The 20,468-nt window shown below is 51.3% G+C and carries 18 protein-coding genes, 1 tRNA gene, 1 pseudogene and 1 riboswitch; of the genes and pseudogenes, 16 read left to right on the top strand and 4 right to left on the bottom strand.

From position 1 onward, the window contains the following. Positions 1-26 precede the first annotated feature (26 nt). The 10 genes from ACTHRY_RS07280 (at position 27) to murJ (ending at position 11,975) form a co-directional block, all read left to right on the top strand. Positions 27-776, top strand: coding sequence for an SIMPL domain-containing protein (locus ACTHRY_RS07280; RefSeq protein ID WP_049323652.1), 750 nt, complete (start codon positions 27-29; stop codon positions 774-776). 117 nt (positions 777-893) lie between these two features. Further along, positions 894-2,075 (top strand): 1-deoxy-D-xylulose-5-phosphate reductoisomerase, encoded by a 1,182-nt coding sequence (gene ispC / locus ACTHRY_RS07275; RefSeq protein ID WP_440374155.1) that lies wholly within the window; start codon positions 894-896, stop codon positions 2,073-2,075. A gap of 131 nt (positions 2,076-2,206) precedes the next feature. Next, positions 2,207-3,547 (top strand): RIP metalloprotease RseP, encoded by a 1,341-nt coding sequence (gene rseP, locus ACTHRY_RS07270; RefSeq protein ID WP_049323651.1) that lies wholly within the window; start codon positions 2,207-2,209, stop codon positions 3,545-3,547. A 3-nt stretch (positions 3,548-3,550) separates the two neighbouring features. After that, positions 3,551-5,953 (top strand): outer membrane protein assembly factor BamA, encoded by a 2,403-nt coding sequence (gene bamA, locus ACTHRY_RS07265; RefSeq protein WP_049323650.1) that lies wholly within the window; start codon positions 3,551-3,553, stop codon positions 5,951-5,953. A gap of 111 nt (positions 5,954-6,064) precedes the next feature. Continuing rightward, positions 6,065-6,574: an OmpH family outer membrane protein gene (locus ACTHRY_RS07260; RefSeq protein ID WP_440374154.1), complete on the top strand. Its 510-nt coding sequence runs from the start codon at positions 6,065-6,067 to the stop codon at positions 6,572-6,574. Positions 6,575-6,675: 101 nt separating this feature from the next. Continuing rightward, positions 6,676-7,716 carry a UDP-3-O-(3-hydroxymyristoyl)glucosamine N-acyltransferase gene (gene lpxD, locus ACTHRY_RS07255; protein WP_440374153.1) on the top strand — a complete coding sequence of 347 codons (1,041 nt, stop codon included), beginning with the start codon at positions 6,676-6,678 and terminating at the stop codon, positions 7,714-7,716. Between the two features lie 73 nt (positions 7,717-7,789). Next, positions 7,790-8,239 (top strand): 3-hydroxyacyl-ACP dehydratase FabZ, encoded by a 450-nt coding sequence (fabZ, locus tag ACTHRY_RS07250; RefSeq protein WP_003681704.1) that lies wholly within the window; start codon positions 7,790-7,792, stop codon positions 8,237-8,239. Positions 8,240-8,314: 75 nt separating this feature from the next. Next, a complete protein-coding gene (gene lpxA, locus ACTHRY_RS07245; protein WP_070765542.1) occupies positions 8,315-9,091 on the top strand; it encodes an acyl-ACP--UDP-N-acetylglucosamine O-acyltransferase in 777 nt (258 codons plus the stop codon). A 160-nt stretch (positions 9,092-9,251) separates the two neighbouring features. After that, complete coding sequence (lpxB, locus tag ACTHRY_RS07240; RefSeq protein WP_101755715.1) at positions 9,252-10,427, top strand: lipid-A-disaccharide synthase; 1,176 nt, start codon at positions 9,252-9,254, stop codon at positions 10,425-10,427. Between the two features lie 9 nt (positions 10,428-10,436). Next, positions 10,437-11,975: a murein biosynthesis integral membrane protein MurJ gene (murJ, locus tag ACTHRY_RS07235; RefSeq protein WP_101755716.1), complete on the top strand. Its 1,539-nt coding sequence runs from the start codon at positions 10,437-10,439 to the stop codon at positions 11,973-11,975. Positions 11,976-12,055: 80 nt separating this feature from the next. Here the strand turns inward: murJ and ACTHRY_RS07230 are convergent, their stop codons facing one another. Beyond that, entirely contained in the window at positions 12,056-12,469 is a 414-nt protein-coding gene (locus ACTHRY_RS07230) for a helix-turn-helix domain-containing protein (protein WP_101755717.1), read from the bottom strand. A gap of 121 nt (positions 12,470-12,590) precedes the next feature. Between ACTHRY_RS07230 and ACTHRY_RS07225 the strand changes: the two genes are divergently transcribed. From ACTHRY_RS07225 to ACTHRY_RS07215, 3 genes are read left to right on the top strand one after another with little or no spacing between them, the layout of a single operon-like run. After that, the gene (locus ACTHRY_RS07225; protein ID WP_224783380.1) at positions 12,591-13,382 is read left to right on the top strand and encodes a M15 family metallopeptidase; all 792 of its coding nucleotides are present in this window, start codon (positions 12,591-12,593) and stop codon (positions 13,380-13,382) included. A gap of 10 nt (positions 13,383-13,392) precedes the next feature. Then, complete coding sequence (locus tag ACTHRY_RS07220) at positions 13,393-13,770, top strand: hypothetical protein (protein WP_101755719.1); 378 nt, start codon at positions 13,393-13,395, stop codon at positions 13,768-13,770. Next, positions 13,770-14,492 carry a hypothetical protein gene (locus tag ACTHRY_RS07215; RefSeq protein ID WP_101755720.1) on the top strand — a complete coding sequence of 241 codons (723 nt, stop codon included), beginning with the start codon at positions 13,770-13,772 and terminating at the stop codon, positions 14,490-14,492. The genes ACTHRY_RS07220 and ACTHRY_RS07215 overlap by 1 nt, the downstream gene beginning before the upstream one ends. Before the next feature lie 64 nt (positions 14,493-14,556). Here the strand turns inward: ACTHRY_RS07215 and thiC are convergent, their stop codons facing one another. After that, positions 14,557-16,446 (bottom strand): phosphomethylpyrimidine synthase ThiC, encoded by a 1,890-nt coding sequence (thiC, locus tag ACTHRY_RS07210; protein WP_101755721.1) that lies wholly within the window; start codon positions 16,444-16,446, stop codon positions 14,557-14,559. A gap of 93 nt (positions 16,447-16,539) precedes the next feature. Further along, positions 16,540-16,639: riboswitch (TPP riboswitch) on the bottom strand. A 110-nt stretch (positions 16,640-16,749) separates the two neighbouring features. Between thiC and ACTHRY_RS07205 the strand changes: the two genes are divergently transcribed. Beyond that, positions 16,750-16,826, top strand: a tRNA-Met gene (locus tag ACTHRY_RS07205). Between the two features lie 151 nt (positions 16,827-16,977). On the opposite strand, the gene ACTHRY_RS07200 is transcribed toward ACTHRY_RS07205, so the two are convergent. Beyond that, entirely contained in the window at positions 16,978-18,123 is a 1,146-nt protein-coding gene (locus ACTHRY_RS07200) for an FUSC family protein (protein WP_440374152.1), read from the bottom strand. A 154-nt stretch (positions 18,124-18,277) separates the two neighbouring features. Here ACTHRY_RS07200 and rnhB point away from each other — a divergent pair, with 154 nt between their 5' ends. Beyond that, positions 18,278-18,871: a ribonuclease HII gene (gene rnhB, locus ACTHRY_RS07195; RefSeq protein ID WP_036493965.1), complete on the top strand. Its 594-nt coding sequence runs from the start codon at positions 18,278-18,280 to the stop codon at positions 18,869-18,871. A 56-nt stretch (positions 18,872-18,927) separates the two neighbouring features. Here rnhB and ACTHRY_RS07190 read toward each other — a convergent pair whose 3' ends face one another. Then, entirely contained in the window at positions 18,928-19,932 is a 1,005-nt protein-coding gene (locus ACTHRY_RS07190) for a quinone-dependent dihydroorotate dehydrogenase (RefSeq protein ID WP_049323641.1), read from the bottom strand. 248 nt (positions 19,933-20,180) lie between these two features. Between ACTHRY_RS07190 and ACTHRY_RS07185 the strand changes: the two are divergent. Further along, positions 20,181-20,390: pseudogene (locus ACTHRY_RS07185) on the top strand (OPT/YSL family transporter); the annotation flags it as partial. Between the last annotated feature and the right edge of the window lie 78 nt (positions 20,391-20,468).

Below are 20,468 nucleotides of genomic sequence, written 5' to 3'. Positions count from 1 at the left end.
GTCTCACATGGTTGGGGGAGCTGATTATGTCCGAACAAAAACAGATTTCATCTTTATCGATCTTGGGCGTATTGTTGGCACTGGGATTGATGGCTGCGGCGTTTATTTTGGGCGTGCAGTTTAAGAATCTGCGCCAGCCGGGGACAATCACCGTAAAAGGTTTGGCGGAGAAAAACTTCCAATCCGACAGCGCGACGTGGAATACGGGCGTGAACGCACACGGCGAGAGCTACCAGGAAGTTTTGGATTTGCTGATGGCAAGACGCAAGAAGCTGTCTAAATTTTTGGGCGAGCAAGGCTTTGCGGCGGCTGAAATGAAAGTGGGCCTGCCCGAAGTGTCGCGCGTTTTCAATGAAACCCGCGACGAACTGGGCAACGTAACCCGCACGCCCAACGGCTACGATGGCGACCTCAATATTGTGGTCAACACCAAAAAACTTGACAAAATTCAAGCCGCCCAGCGCGCCATTTTGAACTTCCGTGCGCAAAACGAATTCATCCGCTTCGACAATCCGCAATATTTACTGGGCAATTTGGAAACCATCAAACGCGATTTGATTACGCAGGCGACTGAGGATGCGCAGAAACGCGCGGCCGAATTTGCTAAAACCGGCGGCGGCAAAGTGGGCGCCATGCGTTCTGCTTCGCAAGGCTCGTTCAACATCTATGCCGACACCGGCAGCAGCGAGGACGACGAGTACGGCGGTTCTTACGATAAAAGCACCGTCGGCAAACAAGTCCGACTGGTTGTTACCATCGAATACGGCATTGAGTAATTCTTTCAGACGGCCTGTTTAGCCGGGAGGCAAAAGGCCGTCTGAAAATTGGAAACGGCAAAGAAATCTATTTCAAACACAATGAATACCGTTTGCACAGCACACAAAGAACACACCATGACACAACAAGTTCTGACCATATTAGGCAGTACCGGCAGCATAGGCGAAAGCACTTTGGACGTTGTTTCCCGCCATCCCGAAAAATTCCGCGTGTTCGCGCTGGCAGGGCATAGGCAGGTGGACAAGCTGGCGGCGCAATGCAAACAGTTCCGTCCGGAATATGCCGTTGTCGGCGATGCCGGCCATGCGGCCGAGCTGGAAAAGAAACTCAAACAAGAAGGCATCAATACGCAGGTTTTATATGGTGCTCAAGCCCTGATTGATGTGGCTTCGGCCGATGAAGTCAGCGGCGTGATGTGTGCCATTGTCGGCGCGGCCGGTTTGCCCTCGGCTTTGACCGCCGCTCAAAAGGGCAAAACCATTTATCTGGCCAACAAAGAAACGCTGGTGGTTGCCGGCGCATTGTTCATGGAAACCGCCCGTCAAAACGGCGCCGCCGTCTTGCCGATTGACAGCGAACACAACGCCATCTTCCAAGTATTGCCAAGGGATTACACAGGCCGTCTGAATGAGCACGGTATCAATTCGATTATCCTGACCGCATCGGGCGGCCCGTTCCTTAACACCGATTTAAGTACATTTGACAGCATTACGCCCGAGCAGGCGGTCAAGCATCCGAATTGGAGCATGGGGCGCAAAATTTCCGTCGATTCCGCGTCAATGATGAATAAGGGCTTGGAGTTGATTGAGGCGCATTGGCTGTTTAACTGTCCGCCGGAAAAACTGGAAGTCGTCATCCATCCGCAATCCGTGATACACAGCATGGTGCGTTATCGCGATGGTTCGGTATTGGCGCAGTTGGGTAATCCCGATATGCGTACGCCGATTGCTTATTGTTTGGGCCTGCCCGAACGCATCGATTCCGGCGTGGGCGAGTTGGATTTCGGCGAATTGTCCGCGTTGACCTTCCAGAAGCCTGACTTTGACCGTTTCCCATGTCTGAAACTTGCCTATCAGGCCATGAATGCAGGCGGCGTCGCGCCTTGCGTGTTGAACGCTGCAAACGAAGTTGCCGTGGCCGCTTTTTTAGATAAACGCATCAAGTTTACCGATATTGCCCAAGTTGTTGCCCACTGCCTTGCCCAAGATTTTTCAGACGGCCATCATGATATTGAAAGCCTGCTGGCGCAAGACGCGCAAACACGCAGACAGGCAGAAGCCTTTATCGGTAAATATTAAAGTTTCAATGACAGGCCGTCTGAAACGCCAACCGCTTGGCATTTAGGCAGACAAAATGGAACAACTGCCTTTATAATCGGTTTTCAGACGGCCTTATCCGTTGATTATCACATTCCACTCAGGGGATTTTTTTGCAAACCTTTTTAGCCTTTATCGTCGCCATTCTGATTTTGGTCAGCCTGCATGAGTTCGGACACTATATTGTTGCCCGCTGGTGCGGCGTTAAAGTCGTGCGCTTTTCCGTCGGCTTCGGTAAGCCCTTTTTCACCCGAAAACGCGGCGATACCGAGTGGTGTCTCGCCCCGATTCCGTTGGGCGGTTACGTTAAAATGGTCGATACGCGCGAAGGCGAGGTGGCAGAGGCAGATGTGCCCTACGCCTTTGACAAGCAGCATCCGGCCAAGCGCATCGCCATTGTCGCCGCCGGCCCTTTGACCAATTTGATTTTGGCCGTTTTGCTTTACGGTTTGAGCTTTTCCTTCGGCGTAACCGAGTTGCGCCCCTATGTCGGCATGGTCGAGCCTAGCAGTATTGCCGCCAAAGCAGGTTTTCAGGCAGGCGACAAGATTGTATCGGTCAACGGAATCGCCGTAAAAGACTGGAGCGATGCGCAAACCGAGATGGTGTTGAACCTTGAAGCCGGTCCTGTAAAAGTCGCTGTTCAGACGGCCTCAAATGCCCAAGCCGTCCGCATAATTGATGCCGCCGGCACGCCTGAAGCAGGTAAAGTTGCGAAAAACCAAGGCAACATCGGCCTTTTGCCTTTTAGAATTACTAACCACATCGGCAAAGTCTTGGCTGATAGTCCGGCCGAAAAAGCAGGCTTGAAGGAAAACGACAAGCTGCTGACCGCCGATGGGAAGCCCATCGAGAGCTGGCAGGCATGGACGGAACTCTTCCGCGCCAGTCCCGGCCAACGAATCGAACTGACTTACGAGCGCGACGGCAAAATACTGGCGACCGCTATCCGGCCGGACAGCGTCGAGCAGTCGGCAGGCGTGCTGGTGGGTAGGGCCGGGCTTGCCGCCCAAGCGGATAAAGAGTGGGATAAAACCATCCGCTACCGTTATACGCCTTCCGTTGCCCAAGCCTTTGAATTGGGTTGGAACAAAACCGTCAACTATTCGTGGACGACCCTCAAATTTTTCGGAAAACTGGTTACAGGCAATGCCTCTTTGAACCATATTTCCGGCCCCCTGACCATTGCCGATGTCGCCGGACAGTCCGCCAAACTCGGATTGCAGAGCTACCTCGAATTTCTGGCCTTGGTCAGCATCAGCTTAGGCGTGTTGAACCTTTTGCCCGTACCCGTTTTAGACGGCGGACATCTGGTTTTCTATACCGCCGAATGGATACGCGGAAAGCCTTTGAGCGAGCGCATACAGGCAGTCGGCCTGCGCTTCGGACTGGCAGCCATGCTTTTGATGATGGCTGTGGCTTTCTTTAATGACATCAACCGTTTGTTTGGATAATTTATGAAACTGAACCAGATTGCTTCCGCTTTAATGGTATTGAGCCTGTCTCCCCTGGCATTGGCTGACTTTACCATTCAGGACATCCGCGTCGAAGGCCTGCAACGCACCGAGCCGAGTACCGTCTTCAACTACCTGCCCGTTAAAGTCGGTGATAATTTCAATGATGCGCGCAGTGAAGAAATCATTAAAAAACTCTACGCAACCGGTTTCTTTGACGACGTACGCGTCGAAACCATGGACAATCAAGTCCTGCTGACCGTGATTGAGCGTCCGACCATCAGCTCGCTCAATATTACCGGCGCAAAAATGTTGCAAAACGATGCCATCAAGAAAAACCTTGAAGCCTTCGGTTTGGCGCAATCCCAATACTTCAACCAAGCAACGCTGAACCAAGCCGTCGCCGGTTTGAAAGAAGAGTATTTGAGCCGCGGCAAACAGTCGGTCAAAATCACGCCGACCGTCACCAAACTCGCCCGCAACCGCGTGTCTATCGATATTGCCATCGAAGAGGGAAAATCTACCAAGATTACCGATATTTCCTTTGAAGGCAACGAAGTTTATTCCGACCGCCGCCTGCTGAAACAAATGTCCCTGAGCGAAGGCGGCATGTGGACTTGGATCACCAAGAGCAACCAGTTCAATGAGCAAAAATTTGCTCAGGACATGGAAAAAATCACCAATTACTACCAAAACAACGGCTACTTCAACTTCCGCATTTTGGATACCGACATCCAAACCAACGAAGACAAAACCAAGCAGACCATTAAAGTAACCGTCAGCGAAGGCGACCGCTTCCGCTGGGGCAATGTACGCATCGAAGGCGATACGCTGGAAGTGCCGAAAGAAGATTTGGAAAAACTGCTGACCATGAAGCCGGGCAAATGGTACGAGCGCGCGCAAATGTCCAATTCGCTCGAAGCCATCCAAAACCGCATGGGTCAGGCAGGTTACGCATTCAGCGAAATCAATGTCCAACCGATTCCAAATGCCGAAACGCATACTGTTGATTTCGTGCTGACCGTTCAACCGGGCCGCAAAATCTATGTGAACGAAATCAACATTACCGGCAACAACAAAACCCGTGACGAAGTCATCCGCCGCGAGTTGCGCCAAATGGAATCGGCGCCTTACGATTCTGCCAAACTGCAACGTTCCAAAGAGCGCGTTGAGTTGTTGGGCTACTTCGACAACGTTCAATTTGATGCGGTTCCTGTGGCCAATACCCCTGACCAAGTTGATCTGAACATGAGCCTGACCGAACGTTCAACCGGCTCGCTCGACTTGAGCGCAGGTTGGGTTCAGGATACCGGTTTGGTAATGTCTGCCGGCGTGGCTCAAGACAACCTGTTTGGTACGGGTAAATCCGTTGCTCTGCGTGCGTCCCGCAGTAAAACCACAGTAAACGGCTCGTTGTCGTTTACCGACCCATACTTCACACCGGACGGCGTAAGTTTGGGTTACGACATTTACGGCAAGACTTACGACCCGCGTAAAGCTTCTTCCAGCGCGAAACAGTATAAAACCACGACTTTCGGCGGCGGTTTGCGTATCGGTATTCCGGTTACCGAATATGACCGTGTGAACTTCGGCCTGGCCGCAGAGCGTCTGACCGTGAACACCTACAAAGGTGCGCCTAAACGCTATGCCGACTTTATCAACCAATACGGTAAAGGCAACGGCAACGGCGTGGGTAACTTCAAAGGCTGGTTGTACAAAGGCACCATCGGCTGGGGCCGTAACAAAACCGACAATGCCTTGTGGCCGACCCGCGGTTACCTGACCGGCGTAAACGGCGAAATCGCACTGCCGGGCAGCGACCTGCAATACTACACCCTGACCCACAACCAAACTTGGTTCTTCCCGTTAAGCAAAGATTTCACATTGATGCTGGGTGGCGAAGTCGGTTATGGCAACGGCTACGGTAAAACCAAAACCATGCCGTTCTTTGAAAACTTCTACGGCGGCGGCTTAGGCTCTGTTCGCGGCTTTGAAAGCGGTACGCTGGGTCCGAAAGTCTATGACGAATACGGCGAGAAAATCAGCTACGGCGGTAACAAAAAAGCCAACGTTTCCGCAGAGTTGCTCTTCCCGATGCCGGGCATTAAAGACTCGCGTACCGTCCGTCTGAGCTTGTTTGCCGATGCGGGCAGCGTGTGGGACGACAAAACTTACAACGACAGTAGCAGCAATACTTATTACACTAATGGCGCGCTCCAAAACGTGTACGGCGTAGGCAAAACGCACAAATCGACATTCAAAAACGAATTGCGTTACTCTGCCGGTGCTGCCGTGACTTGGCTCTCTCCGCTGGGTCCGATGAAGTTCAGTTATGCTTATCCGATTAAGAAAAAAGAAGGCGACGAAATCCAACGCTTCCAATTCCAACTCGGTACAACATTCTGATGATGTTTAGGCCGTCTGAAACCGGGTTTGTCCGTTTCAGACGGCCTCATGGCAGATTGGCGGCAGGCTTATTGCAAACCGCCCGTCTGTTTTCAAGCAAGGATTTTTATCATGAGTAAAATAGCCGGCACCCTCCGTGTCCTCGCCGTAGCCCTGCCGGGTTTCGTGCTGTTGCCGCAAGCGGCGGCGGATGGCGTACAGAAAATCGGTTTTATCAATACCGAGCGCGTTTATCAGGAATCCAAGCAGGCGCAAAGCATTCAGACGACTTTGGAAAAAGAGTTCAAAAGCCGTCAAACCGCCTTGCAAAAGCTGCAGCAGGAAGGCGAGGTTTTGGAGCGAAAACTGAGCAGCGACAAGCTCAGCGACAGCCAAAGGGAAGCGGAAACCCAAAAATGGCGCAATCTGGTACAAAAATTCCGCAAGCAGCAGGCCGAGTTGGCAGAAGACTACAACCTGCGCCGCAATGAAGAATTCGCCGCGCTCCAGCAAAATGCCAACCGCGTCATCGTCGATTTGGCCAAACGCGAAGGTTACGACTTCATCTTGCAGGACGTGATTTACGTCAACGGCCGCTACGACATTACCAACAGCGTTATCAAAGCCCTAAACGCACACTGACCCTGCTCGGCAGCGAATGCAACCATACAGACAAACCTAAGGCCGTCTGAAACCCAAACCGGCAGCTTTCAGACGGCCTGACATCTTGACGGCAGATTATCATGACTTCACAAGCATACACCCTGTCCCAAATCGTTTCCCAACTCGGCGGCGAATGGAAAGGCGAAGACATCGCCATTACCGCCGTCCGTCCGTTGGATCAGGCGCAGGCGGAACACATCAGCTTTTTGGCCAACCCGAAATACAAAGCCGAAGTGCACGACAGCCGGGCAGGCGCAGTGATTGTGTCGCCGAAAGCCGCAGACGAATTTGCAGGCCGCAACCTGATTGTGGCTGCCGACCCTTATCTTTATTTTGCCAAAGTGGCACGATTGTTCTCGCCGATTGTCAAAGCTCAAGGCGGCGTACATCCGACCGCCGTTGTCGAGGCAAGCGCCAAAGTGCCGGCAAGCTGCGAAATCGGCGCAAATGCCTATATCGGCGCGAATGCCGTATTGGGCGAAGGCTGCCGTATTTTGGCCAATGCCGTTGTCCAACACGATTGCACGTTGGGCGATGAAGTCGTGTTGCATCCCAATTCCGTCATCTATTACGGCTGCACGTTGGGCAACCGTGTCGAAATCCACAGCGGCGCCGTCATCGGCGCAGACGGTTTTGGCTTGGCCTTTGCCGGCGATTCATGGTTTAAAATTCCGCAAACCGGCGCAGTCACGCTGGGCGATGATGTGGAAATCGGTTCGAACACCAATATCGACCGCGGCGCAATGAGCGATACGACCGTCGGCAACGGCACCAAAATCGACAACCAAGTCCAAATCGGCCACAACTGCAAAATCGGTGCGCACACCGTTATCGCCGCCAAAACCGGTATTTCCGGCAGCGTCACCATCGGCAATTATTGCATTATCGGCGGCGGCGTCGGCACGGTCGGACACATCGAAATCGCCGATAAAACCACCATCGGCGGCGGTACATCCGTTACCCACAGTATTACCGAAAGCGGCCAGCATTTGGCCGGTATTTTCCCGATGTCGGGCTACAAAGACTGGGCGCGCAATGCCGTTTATATCCACCGTTTGAGCGAAATGAACAAACGCCTCAAAACGCTGGAAAAACAGCTTGCCGACAGCGACGAAGCCTAAATGCGGCGCAAACAGTCCGCACCCCGCATCCGAATACGTTTAAACCCAATACAAACAAGGAAAGACGAACATCATGGACGTACAACTCCCGATCGAAGCCAAAGACATTCAAAAACTTATCCCACACCGTTATCCGTTTTTGCAACTCGACCGCATTACTGCGTTCGAACCGATGAAAACCCTGACTGCGATTAAAAATGTCACCATGAACGAGCCGCAGTTCCAAGGCCACTTTCCCGACCTGCCCGTGATGCCCGGCGTGCTGATCATCGAAGCCATGGCGCAAGCGTGCGGCACACTCGCCATCCTCAGCGAGGGCGGCCGCAAAGAAAACGAATTCTTCTTCTTCGCCGGTATCGACGACGCCCGTTTCAAACGCCAAGTCATCCCCGGCGACCAACTGGTTTTTGAAGTCGAGCTGTTGACCAACAAACGCGGTATCGGCAAATTCAACGCCGTTGCCAAAGTCGACGGTCAAGTTGCCGTTGAAGCCGTGATTATGTGCGCCAAACGCGTGGTGTAAGAATGGGACAGGCCGTCTGAAAGCTTCAGACGGCATCTTGCAGGCAATACCTGTATCAGACAGCAAGGAAACAGCATGACCCTTATCCATCCGACCGCCGTCATCGACCCCAAAGCCGAACTCGACTCCAGCGTCAAAGTCGGCCCGTACAGCATCATCGGTCCCAATGTCCAAATCGGTGCGAATACCGAAATCGGTCCGCACGTCGTCATCAACGGCCATACGACCATCGGTGAAAACAACCGCATTTTCCAATTTGCCAGCCTCGGCGAAATTCCGCAGGACAAAAAATACCGCGACGAGCCGACCAAGCTGATTATCGGCAACGGCAACACCATCCGCGAATTTACGACGTTCAACCTCGGTACGGTTACCGGCATCGGCGAAACCCGTATCGGCGACGACAACTGGATTATGGCCTACTGCCACCTTGCCCATGACTGCGTGGTCGGCAACCATACTATCTTCGCTAACAACGCCTCACTCGCAGGTCACGTTACCATCGGCGACTACGTCGTCTTGGGCGGCTACACGCTGGTGTTCCAATTCTGCCAAATCGGTGACTACGCCATGACCGCGTTTGCCGCCGGCGTACACAAAGACGTACCGCCATACTTTATGGCTGCAGGCTACCGCGCCGAACCTGCCGGCCTCAACAGCGAAGGTATGCGCCGCAACGGTTTCACGGCCGAACAGATTGCCTCTGTCAAAGATGTGTATAAAACCATTTACCATCGCGGCATTCCGTTTGAAGAAGCCAAGGCAGAGATTCTGAAACGCGCCGAAACCCAAAGCGAATTGGCGGTATTTAAAGACTTTTTTGCACAATCCACACGCGGTATTATCCGTTGATGGATGGATTGAAGGCCGTCTGAAACTTTTTCAGACGGCCTTTGGATTGCAAAAATCCGTGCAGTAGGGCAGGTTTTTTGTCCGTTTGCTGCCGATGCCGTCTGAAAACGGGTGGGCAAATGACCGCCCCAAAATCTTTTAGCTTCCGAACCTTAACAATATGAATTCCAATTCTTCCCCCCTTATCGCCATCAGCGTCGGCGAAGCTTCCGGCGACTTGCTCGGCGCACACTTAATCCGTGCCATTAAGGCGCGTTGCCCGAACGCGCGGTTTACCGGCATCGGCGGCGAGCGCATGAAGGCGGAGGGTTTTGAGAGTTTGTACGATCAGGAAAAGCTGGCGGTGCGCGGTTTTGTTGAGGTTATCAAACGCCTACCGCAGATTTTGAAAATCCGCAAAGGGCTGGTGAACGATTTAATCCGCCTCAAGCCGGATGTGTTTATCGGCATCGATGCGCCGGACTTTAATCTCGGCGTGGCAGAAAAACTCAAGCAGGCAGGCATTCATACCATTCATTACGTCAGCCCGTCGGTTTGGGCGTGGCGGCGCGAACGGGTCAATAAAATCGTGCATCAGGTCAACCGCGTGTTGTGCCTGTTTCCGATGGAGCCACAGCTTTATATCGATGCCGGAGGCAGAGCCGAGTTTGTCGGCCATCCGATGGCGCAAACCATACCGGTGGAAGCGGATAGGGCGGCGGCGCGGCAGAAGCTGGACGTACCTGCGGACGTGCCCGTGTTTGCCATCTTGCCCGGCAGCCGCGTGAGCGAAATTGATTACATGGCGGTGGTGTTTTTTCAGACGGCCTTATTGCTGCTGAAACGTTATCCGAAGGCACAGTTTTTGCTGCCTGTGGCGACGGTCGCAACGCGCAAACGCATTAGTGAAATTTTGGCGCAACCTGAATTTGCCGCCCTTCCCATTACGTTGACCGACAAGCAGTCGGATACGGTTTGCACCGCTGCCGACGTGGTATTGGTCACCAGCGGTACGGCGACTTTGGAAGTGGCCTTGTGCAAGCGGCCTATGGTCATCAGCTACAAAATTTCGCCGCTGACTTATGCGTATGTGAAAAACAAAATCAAAGTGCCGCATGTTGGTTTGCCCAATATTTTGTTGGGTAAAACCGCTGTTCCCGAGCTGCTGCAACACGATGCCGTCCCTGAAAAACTGGCACAGGCCGTGGCAGACTGGTATGACCACCCTGAAGCCGTGGCCGTGTTGGAACAGGATTTCCACGCCTTGCATCTGCTGTTGAAAAAAGATACGGCAGCATTGGCGGCGGCGGCAGTATTGGAAGAAGCCGGATTTTCAGACGGCCTGAAAGACAAGTAAGGAAAATACATGAATTTATTGGGAGCATTGGCCAAGGTTGGCAGCCTGACGATGGTGTCGCGCATTTTAGGTTTTGTGCGCGATACGATTATCGCCCGTGCGTTTGGTGCAGGCATGGCGACGGATGCGTTTTTTGTCGCGTTCAAACTGCCCAACCTGCTACGGCGCGTGTTTGCAGAGGGCGCATTTGCCCAAGCCTTCGTACCGATTTTGGCGGAATACAAAGAAACCCGCTCACCCGAAGCCACGCAGGCATTTGTGCGTCATGTGGCCGGTATGTTGTCGTTTGTGTTGGTCATTGTTACCGCACTGGGCATACTTGCCGCGCCGTGGGTGATTTATGTTTCTGCGCCCGGTTTTGCCAAAGATGCCGATAAGTTTCAGCTCTCCATCGACCTGCTTCGGGTAACGTTTCCTTATATCTTTTTGATTTCCTTGTCGTCTTTTGTCGGCTCAATACTCAACTCCTATCATAAATTCGGCATTCCCGCCTTTACGCCGACTTTTTTGAATATTTCCTTTATCGTCTTTTCCCTGTTCTTCGTACCGTATTTCGATCCGCCTGTTATGGCGTTAGCGTGGGCAGTATTTGTCGGCGGCGTGTTGCAGCTGGTGTTCCAACTGCCTTGGTTGGCGAAACTGGGCTTCTTGAAAATGCCCAAACTCAGCTTTAAAGACGCAGCGGTCAACCGCGTAATGAAACAGATGGGGCCGGCTATTTTGGGCGTGAGCGTGGCGCAGATTTCCTTGGTTATCAACACCATTTTTGCCTCGTTTTTGCAGTCCGGCAGCGTGTCATGGATGTATTACGCCGACCGACTGATGGAATTGCCGACCGGCGTTTTGGGCGTGGCACTCGGTACGATTTTGCTGCCCACCTTGTCCAAACACGCCGCCAGTCAGGATACCGAGCAGTTTTCCGGCCTGCTCGACTGGGGTTTGCGCCTGTGTATGCTGCTGACCCTGCCTGCCGCCGTCGGCCTTGCCGTGTTGTCTTTCCCTCTGGTTACGACCTTGTTCATGTACCGTGAATTTACGCTGCACGACGCGCAAATGACCCAACACGCGCTGATTGCCTATTCCTTCGGCTTGATCGGTCTGATTATGATTAAAGTGTTGGCTCCCGGTTTCTACGCCCGCCAAAACATCAAAACCCCCGTTAAAGTCGCTATTTTCACGCTGATTTGCACGCAGTTGATGAACCTCGCTTTCATTTCGCCGCTTAAACACGTCGGCTTGTCCCTTGCTATCGGTTTGGGCGCGTGTCTGAATGCAGGTTTGCTGTTTTTCCTTTTGCGCAAACACGGCATCTACCGCCCCGGTAAAGGTTGGGCAGCGTTTTTGGTTAAAATGGTCATTTCTTTGGTCGTCATGGGCGGCGGTTTGTGGCTGGCGCAATATTATCTGCCGTTTGAATGGGTGCACGTCGGTGGCTTTAAAAAAGCAGGCCAACTCTGCGTCCTGATTGCCTTGGGAGGTGGCCTCTACTTTGTTTCCCTCGCCGCGCTCGGTTTCCGTCCGCACCATTTCCGCAGGGTGGAAAAATAGGCAGCCGTAGTGCTATTGCTTTGGCTTAAAGGCTATTCACTAAAAAGGCCGTCTGAAACATTTTCAGACGGCCTTTTATTTTATTTCGAACGCAGATTTTCAATCAATTCTTTCAGTAATAGATTTTCATCTATTTTTTGCTGTAGCAGTTGATCTTTGTGCAACATTAATTCTTGTTGATGTTTAATAGTCAGCTTTAATTTTTCAATTTCTGCAGTTAACTCTTGTGAAGGTGTTGCATAGAAAGAAATATCACTGTTGTTGTCGCCTTCATTAATTTGGCATACAAAACCTTTATTTTCGGATTGAAGCAAATCGAGTAAGTCAATATGAAAAATTTCAGCAATTTGCTCCAGGCGTGGTAAGTTCAATCTAGTTTCACCGCGTTCAATTTTTGCATAACCGTTGGTGGAAAGATTTAATTTATCCGCAACCTCTTCCTGTGACCATTGGTTCATTTCTCGCATTAACCGGATTTTTTCATATGTCTTCATAGTTACCACTTTTTATTAATTTCAACCCAAACTTCAGTAGGATTTTATCACTTTTGGTTGCTGGCTTACCAGCAGTTGGTTACATAAAATTATGCCATTATAAATAGATACCTTAAGCATAATGATGGGTTGGAGAACTTTTATTTCCTTTGTGTTTTTCTTAACTATTACCATGCAAAGCCATGCTCGGGAAATTGTGCAACAAGCTGCTGCTCAATGTTTTCAGGCTGCCTATCCGCAAACTGTTAAAGCTATCGGCGCAACCGTTTCGGTTAACGGACAAACATTTGCATTGGCAAAATCGAAATATTCAGATTATTTTAAAAAATTGAATAGCGCAGGTTTATTAGATCAACTGGAACAGATTTATCCTTTGGATTTTTCAACTCCTAAAGCTAATGAAGATGCAGGGCGTTTGCGTGATGATGCTTTCTTTGCTGAAATGTATGGCGAAAATGAGGCAGAGGTAAGAAAAAATTTGGTCCCTATCTATTGGGCTCCGTCAGGAAGAACAGTTATGTTTAACAAAGTAAATGGAGCAGCTGAAAAACTGGAGACAGTTGGTAGAGAGTTGGCGGCTGATTTTAACTTAAAAAGTTATGCTGCCAAAACTGCAGGGACATTTAACTATCGCTTCATTAGTGGAACTAAGCGGCGTAGTGCCCATGCTTTCGGTATTGCCATTGACTTCTCATTGCCTAAAGGCCTAGGTACATATTGGCAGTGGTCAGGCTGTAAAGAGGGTAAAGCCTGTACCTATCCACAAGCTCTGCGCCAAGATGCTATCTTAAAGAGAATGGTTGCAGTCTTTGAAAAGCATGGCTTCATTTGGGGAGGGAAATGGTATCACTATGATTCTGTGCATTTTGAATATAGGCCGGAATTATTAATCAAACAATGTCGTTCACTTTAAAGGAAAACTTATGAAAAAATGGTTAATTTTAGGAAGTATTTTATTATCAACACAAGCTTTCTCATCAGATTATCTATGTTCTTATCGTGCGAGGATATCTCAGAACGATAAATTTAACAGCAGCGGTAATTATATCGCTACGCAATACAGTAAAGATGTTGTTGCTGCTATCATCCGCCAAGAACGTGCCAATTTCCACAAATTTGGTGTGCGAGATAACGAAGATGAAGGCGATTGCGTATTTGCGTCAGCCGAAAATCGTTCGCGCTTAGAACGTTGGTTAGCTTCGGGTAGTATTGGACAGGCTACTATCCGTCGCATTGTTGATGGCAATCCCGTAATTTACGTTGATATTTACCGCAACCGTGTCAGTGTGAGCACCCGTTGATGATTAAAGGTTTGTTATATATCAGTGCAGTAGGTCTGTTCTTGCTATCAGGCTGTGGCTCTAAAAATAAAATTGCTTGTAGTGATGAGAATGGACTACTTGTCTTGAAAAATGTAGTTACCGAAGCTACAGAAAAGCAGTTACGTTCAGAGAATAGTAACTTAACTTTGTCTTCAATCCGTGCAACAATTGCAAAAATCGGAATGTCTTTTGAAGATATCCGCACATCTAAAAATGATCCTAACAGTAATAAAGTTTTTTGTGAAAGTAAGCTCACGCTTAGCATACCTACTGACCTTCTTAGCGATATACAGGTTGCATTAGAGGAAAGTGGACAGAACGATAACATAGAAAAATTTCTGACGAGCTTTAATTATAAGAAATCAGCAACCGCTGCCAATAAATATCAAATTGATCTTGTTTATAATCTTCAGCCGACCGATGATGGGAAACAGATTTATTCTGAAATAGAAGATAGTATCAATGCTGTTGCTGGTATTAGTTCAATGTTGAATTATGCTTTGTCAAAAAACATAATTATCAACCAGAATTTAGAAGAAAAACGTGCTAAGGAAGAAATTGAGAATCAGGAGGCAGCTTACCATAGGTCAGAATGGCAACAACAGTCCTTCGATGAGATGAATCCTGTACAATTACCTGAGACTAACGTATCCAGTCCTGATGAAATAAGGCCTACAGATGAAATGAGTGTAGTGCAATAAGAAAACAACTCCCCAAAAAAGGCCGTCTGAAACATTTTCAGACGGCCTTTTTTTGTTTTATGTTTTAACTATAAAGCTTCGCTCCTTTTTTGACGAACTCAATCGATTTTTCCTCCATGCCCTGCCGTTGGGCTTTTTGCTTGTCGGCGTAGTCGCGCACTTCCTGTGTGATTTTCATCGAGCAGAATTTGGGACCGCACATTGAGCAGAAGTGGGCGATTTTCGCGCCTTCGGCAGGCAGGGTTTCGTCGTGGAAGCTCTCGGCGCGTTCGGGGTCGAGGCTTAAGCGGAATTGGTCGCGCCAGCGGAACTCAAAACGCGCCTTGCTCAGGGCGTTGTCGCGTAATTGTGCACCCGGCCAGCCTTTGGCGAGGTCGGCGGCATGGGCGGCGAGTTTGTAGGTGATGATGCCGGTGCGCACGTCTTCTTTATCGGGCAGGCCGAGATGCTCTTTCGGGGTAACGTAGCAGAGCATGGCTGTGCCGTACCAGCCGATATTGGTTGCGCCTATGCCCGAGGTGATGTGGTCGTAGCCGGGGGCGATATCGGTAACGAGCGGGCCGAGTGTGTAGAAAGGTGCTTCAAAGCAGTGTTGCAGCTCTTCGGTCATGTTTTCTTTGACGCGTTGCAACGGCACATGGCCGGGGCCTTCGATCATGACTTGGACGTCGTGTTCCCACGCTTTGGCGGTCAATTCGCCCAAGGTGTGCAATTCGGCGAATTGGGATTCGTCGTTGGCATCGGCAATGCAGCCGGGGCGCAGGCCGTCGCCGAGGCTGAACGATACGTCGTAGGCTTTCATGATTTCGCAGATTTCGTCGAAATGCGTGTAGAGGAAGTTTTCCCGATGGTGGGCGAGACACCATTTCGCCATGATGGAGCCGCCGCGCGATACGATGCCGGTGAGGCGGTTGGCGGTCATCGGCACATAGCGCAGCAACACGCCTGCGTGCAGGGTGAAATAGTCCACGCCTTGTTCCGCCTGCTCGATTAAGGTATCGCGTACCAAATCCCAAGTCAGGTCTTCGGCGATGCCGCCGGTTTTTTCCAAAGCCTGATAGATGGGCACCGTACCGATGGGGACGGGTGCGTTGCGGATAATCCATTCGCGCGTTTCGTGGATGTGCGCGCCGGTGGACAAATCCATAATCGTGTCCGCGCCCCAACGCAGCGACCATACCATTTTTTCGACTTCTTCGGTCAGGCTGGAGGTAACGGCGGAGTTGCCCAAGTTGCCGTTGATTTTGACGCGGAAGTTGCGGCCGATAATCATCGGTTCGAGTTCGGGGTGGTTGATGTTGGCAGGGATAATCGCGCGTCCGGCGGCGATTTCTCGGCGCACGAATTCGGGCGTGATTTGGTCGGGATGAGTCGGGATGTTCGCACCGAAACTTTGCCCTGCGTGCTGCTTCAAGAGCTTGGCGTATTCGGGCCGTCTGAAAAGCTCGTCCAGCTTCATGCGTTCGCGTATGGCGACAAACTCCATTTCGGGCGTGATGATGCCGCGGCGCGCATAGTGAAGCTGGGTTACGTTGCTGCCGCTTTTCGCGCGGCGCGGGCGGGTAATTTGGTTGAAACGCAGATGGGCGGTTTTCGGATCGTGCGCGCGTTCGGTGCCGTATTCGCTCGACAGGGTAGGCAGGATTTCGGTATCGCCGCGTTCGTCCAGCCATGCGGTGCGGACGTGCGACAGGCCTTGTTTCAGATCGATGTGTGCTGCCGGATCGCCGTATGCGCCGCTGGTGTCGTACACCGGAATCGGCGGATTGGCTTCCGTACCTTGCGCCGTGTAGGTGTCGTCTTGACGGATTTCACGCAAAGGCACGCGGATGTCGGCGCGGCTGCCTGGGATATAGACGCGGTCGGAATTGGGATATTGGAAGCGGATGCCGATGTCTTCGCTCAAGTCGGAAAGACGGCGCGCCTCATCGCCGGTTTTTTTAGCAGTAGTCATAAAAAATTGCTCCTGTTTCTCGGTTATGAAATGGAAACAGGAGCATTGCTTTTTTCAGACGGCCTTGTGGATATCTTCAATCAACCGTTTAAAATCACATTTGCCGAAACTCCCCACGCAGGTATTATCCTGTTCGGGTGTAAAGGGTATTTCTCAGCCGCTCGGTTTGAAAGCAGCACCCCTGTTTCTTTATTAACGAAAATTAAACCATGCGGACGGTTTTTTGTAAAGCGGCGTTTTTCGCATTTTCTGTCAAAAACGCTTGACAGCGATTCCGTCTTTCCGTATAGTTACAACTTCTGACGCGGGATGGAGCAGCATGGTAGCTCGTCGGGCTCATAACCCGAAGGTCGTAGGTTCGAATCCTGCTCCCGCAACCAAATATAAAAATCCCCTGCAATCGCAGGGGATTTTGCTTTATGCAGCATTTATTGCGGATGAATTGATGGAAAGGCCGTCTGAACCATTGGGTTTCAGACGGCCTTTTGCTGTCTTGCGGCGGGGTTTGGGTAAAAATACGACAGGCTTTTTTCAGACGGCCTCTTCCGATTTGGGCTTGTTGTCGTTGCGCAGGTGTTCTTTCAGGCGTTGCAATTCTTTTTTGTCCAACCATTTATTGCGCGAACGTTGCAACAGGATCACCAATGCGGCGATTTCGTTACGCATATTGGTGCTGAGCCAGAGGAAGCCTTGCCAGTCGTAATGCAGGCGGGCGGCCGGTTTGCTTAGTTCGGCATTGAGCGAAGTATCGATGCGGATGCGGCGGGCGTAGTGGCCTTTGATGAGGCGGACGGTCAGGCGCAGTTCGCGTTGGAGTTGGTTGAAATGGCGGTCGAGCAGGCGGATTTCGCTTTCGTTGAGCGTGGGCGCGCGCAGTTTGGCGGCGGTGGTCAGGAGCAGCTCGGTGGTGTTGACGATTTTGCGGTGGGCATGCTGCATGGCTTCCATCATATTGTTGCTGATGTGGCTTTCGCCGGATGTGGCGGCCAGATGGCTGCGGCTTTTGACCATGCGGGCGTTGATTTGGCGCATTTTAATCATGTTTTGTTCCAAACGCTCGCGCGTCATGCGCTTGCCGTTGCTGATTTCGGCAATCATTTTGGCGCAGTCGGTGAGGTTGTCGGCAAGCATGAAGCGCCACATGAGTGTGGAGCGCAGGGGCAGGAGTTTGGCGGCGGCAATGGCGATGGCGGCACCAATCAAAACGTTCATGGCACGCATCAGGCCGCTGTCGAGCCAGTGGTGGCTGCTGTCGCCGATGAGCATGCACATGGTCAAGCCGGCAAGCATGGCGACATAGCCGTTTTTGCCGACCGCAGACCAACCGGCCACTGCGCTGGCGGCACCGATAATCAGATAGAAGAAAACGCCGTCTTGCAAGTAATGCTGGTTCAACCATAAAACGGCCAAACCGACGCCCAAACCGATGGCCGTGCCGAGCATGCGTTCGACTGCTTTGGAGTAAATCGCGCCTTGGAATTGCAGCATGCCGAGGACGACAAAGACGGTCATGCCGATCCACTCGCCGTGTTGCAGGTGGAAGACTTTGGCCAAGAGGGTGGAAAACACGATCGCCAAGCCGAGGCGGAAGGCGTGGATATGGCGGCGATAGCGGTAGCGTTCGTAGGCGTTGAGCCAGCGTTCGGAAAAATGGAGGCGTTCGGATTGGGTAGGCATGTTGTAAGACGTATGGGTATGTGGGGATGTAAATTATAACTGATTGGTAAAGCAGATGAAATTTGAACTGTTCCCCAACGGTTTGAACTATTGCAGAATTTCTCTGCCGCAAGCGGATATAATGGCGGCTTTGAATCAGACAGGCGGTGAAGAAATGGCGACGGTTTTAAGCGCAGGCGTGGATGAAGCGGGGCGCGGCCCTTTGGTCGGCAGCGTATTTGCGGCGGCAGTGATTTTGCCGGAACATTTTGACCTGCCGGGTTTGACCGACTCAAAAAAACTGAGCGAAAAAAAGCGCGATATGTTGGCGCAGATGATTAAGGAACAGGCGGTTGCGTGGAGCATTGCCTTTGCCGACCCCGACGAAATCCTGCAACTGAACATCTTGCACGCAACCATGGCCGCGATGAAGCGCGCCATCGAGGGGCTGTCGGTCGTACCCGACAAAGTGTGGATAGACGGCAACCGCGTGCCGAAAGATTTGAATGTCCCTGCCGAAGCCGTGGTCAAAGGCGACAGCAAAATCATCGAAATCTCCGCCGCTTCGGTTTTGGCCAAAACCGCGCGCGACGCAGAAATGTATGAATTGGCAAAACGCTATCCGCAATACGGGTTTGACCGCCACAAAGGTTACGGCACGGCGCAACATTTGGCCGCATTGAAACAATACGGCGTCTTGCCGGAACACCGCCGCGATTTCGCACCGGTCAAAACCTTATTGGCACAAGGCAATCTGTTTGAAGAATGAAAGCACATTAAAAGGCCGTCTGAAAGATTTCAGACGGCCTTGTTTTTGGAAAAGTATTATTTCAACGCAGCCAAACACTCTTTAATCAACTCAGGGCCGCGATAAATCAAACCGCTGTACACCTGAACCGCACTGGCGCCCAAGCGGATTTTTTCTGCCGCGTCCTCGCCGTTCATAATGCCGCCGACGCCGATAATCGGCAGCTTGCCGTCAATGCGTTCTGCTAAAAGTTTCAACACCTGATTGCTTTTCTCACGCACGGGCAAACCGCTCAAACCGCCTTGTTCGCCTGCGAGCGGATGGCTGCCCAAGCTGGATTTGTCGATGGTCGTGTTGGTGGCGATGATGCCGTCCATTTCCACGGATTTAACCACATGGGCGATGTCGTCGATTTGCGCTTCGTCCAAATCCGGCGCGATTTTAACCGCCAGCGGCACATATTTGCCATGCGCGGCCGCCAGTTGCGCCTGTTTGTTTTTCAAGGCTTCCAACAATGCGCTCAACTCGTCGCCGCCTTGCAAGGCGCGCAGGTTTTTCGTATTGGGGGAGGAAATATTGACCGTGATGTAGCTCGCGTGGGCGTAGGCTTTTTCCAGGCAAATCAGATAATCGTCGGCCGCGTTTTCAATCGGTGTAACGGCATTTTTACCGATGTTGATGCCCAAAATGCCTTTAAAGCGGCTGTTTTCAATGTTGCGGATCATCGCATCGATGCCGTGGTTGTTGAAACCCATGCGGTTGATGATGCCTTGGTGTTCGGGAACGCGGAAAAGGCGCGGCTGCGGATTGCCCGGCTGCGGCTTGGGCGTTACCGTGCCGATTTCGACAAAGCCGAAACCCAAAGCGGCAAACGCATCGATGCACTCGCCGTTTTTGTCCAAACCTGCCGCCAAGCCGACTGGATTGGGCAGCTGCAAACCCATCAGCTCGGTTGGCCGGGTGTGGCTGTCCACCTTGGGCAGCAGGCCGAGTTTTTCGGCGGTACGCAAACTGTTGAGCGTGAAATGATGGGCCTTTTCAGCATCGAAACGGAACAGGATAGGACGGACGAGTGAATACATGGCGGCGGCTTTCTGAACGGTTGATGAATTTGGCGTTATTTTACCTGAAACCGTCAAACTGCCCCAAACGTCTGCATCGATATGATTTTATGGTTTGGCGTCAAATGAAAATAAATAGGGTTTTTGCGTGTAGTCGGATAGTTCATTAAAATGGTAAGAGAGAGGCTTTTCAGACGGCCTGATGGATGTATCAAAAGGCCGTCTGAAAAGTTTTGATTTGATTGTTTACCTGATACAGGAAGATTTTTATGAAACAGGCGGTTGATCCTTATGCGAGTTTCCGTGAGCTGACGCTGCGGGGGATAATTCTCGGCGCATTGATTACGGTGATTTTTACGGCATCCAATGTGTATTTGGGCTTGAAGGTGGGCTTGACTTTTGCGTCTTCGATTCCGGCTGCGGTGATTTCGATGGCGGTTTTGAAGTTTTTTAAAGGCAGTAATATTCTGGAAAATAATAGGGGCTGACGTAGATTAGCCCTAAATTCCACACCAATCCCGCAGAATTTTTAGTTGCCGGGACGGTGTGCCGAAGTT

Source organism: Neisseria sp. P0004.S004 (genome assembly GCF_051963335.1).
Lineage (GTDB): Bacteria > Pseudomonadota > Gammaproteobacteria > Burkholderiales > Neisseriaceae > Neisseria.
Note: the sequence above shows the minus strand (reverse complement) of the source record. Positions and strands in the feature narration are given on the sequence as shown.

What these genes read in the sequence shown, in the direction of transcription:
- ACTHRY_RS07260 (WP_440374154.1), top strand. Translation starts at nt 6,065, where the DNA reads ATGAGTAAAATAGCCGGCACCCTCCGTGTCCTCGCCGTAGCCCTGCCG.
- fabZ (WP_003681704.1), top strand. Translation starts at nt 7,790, where the DNA reads ATGGACGTACAACTCCCGATCGAAGCCAAAGACATTCAAAAACTTATC.
- ACTHRY_RS07200 (WP_440374152.1), bottom strand. Translation starts at nt 18,123, where the DNA reads ATGCCTACCCAATCCGAACGCCTCCATTTTTCCGAACGCTGGCTCAAC.
- murJ (WP_101755716.1), top strand. Translation starts at nt 10,437, where the DNA reads ATGAATTTATTGGGAGCATTGGCCAAGGTTGGCAGCCTGACGATGGTG.
- thiC (WP_101755721.1), bottom strand. Translation starts at nt 16,446, where the DNA reads ATGACTACTGCTAAAAAAACCGGCGATGAGGCGCGCCGTCTTTCCGAC.
- lpxD (WP_440374153.1), top strand. Translation starts at nt 6,676, where the DNA reads ATGACTTCACAAGCATACACCCTGTCCCAAATCGTTTCCCAACTCGGC.
- ACTHRY_RS07280 (WP_049323652.1), top strand. Translation starts at nt 27, where the DNA reads ATGTCCGAACAAAAACAGATTTCATCTTTATCGATCTTGGGCGTATTG.
- ACTHRY_RS07190 (WP_049323641.1), bottom strand. Translation starts at nt 19,932, where the DNA reads ATGTATTCACTCGTCCGTCCTATCCTGTTCCGTTTCGATGCTGAAAAG.
- ACTHRY_RS07230 (WP_101755717.1), bottom strand. Translation starts at nt 12,469, where the DNA reads ATGAAGACATATGAAAAAATCCGGTTAATGCGAGAAATGAACCAATGG.
- ACTHRY_RS07220 (WP_101755719.1), top strand. Translation starts at nt 13,393, where the DNA reads ATGAAAAAATGGTTAATTTTAGGAAGTATTTTATTATCAACACAAGCT.
- ACTHRY_RS07225 (WP_224783380.1), top strand. Translation starts at nt 12,591, where the DNA reads ATGATGGGTTGGAGAACTTTTATTTCCTTTGTGTTTTTCTTAACTATT.
- bamA (WP_049323650.1), top strand. Translation starts at nt 3,551, where the DNA reads ATGAAACTGAACCAGATTGCTTCCGCTTTAATGGTATTGAGCCTGTCT.
- rnhB (WP_036493965.1), top strand. Translation starts at nt 18,278, where the DNA reads ATGGCGACGGTTTTAAGCGCAGGCGTGGATGAAGCGGGGCGCGGCCCT.
- ACTHRY_RS07215 (WP_101755720.1), top strand. Translation starts at nt 13,770, where the DNA reads ATGATTAAAGGTTTGTTATATATCAGTGCAGTAGGTCTGTTCTTGCTA.
- lpxB (WP_101755715.1), top strand. Translation starts at nt 9,252, where the DNA reads ATGAATTCCAATTCTTCCCCCCTTATCGCCATCAGCGTCGGCGAAGCT.
- lpxA (WP_070765542.1), top strand. Translation starts at nt 8,315, where the DNA reads ATGACCCTTATCCATCCGACCGCCGTCATCGACCCCAAAGCCGAACTC.
- ispC (WP_440374155.1), top strand. Translation starts at nt 894, where the DNA reads ATGACACAACAAGTTCTGACCATATTAGGCAGTACCGGCAGCATAGGC.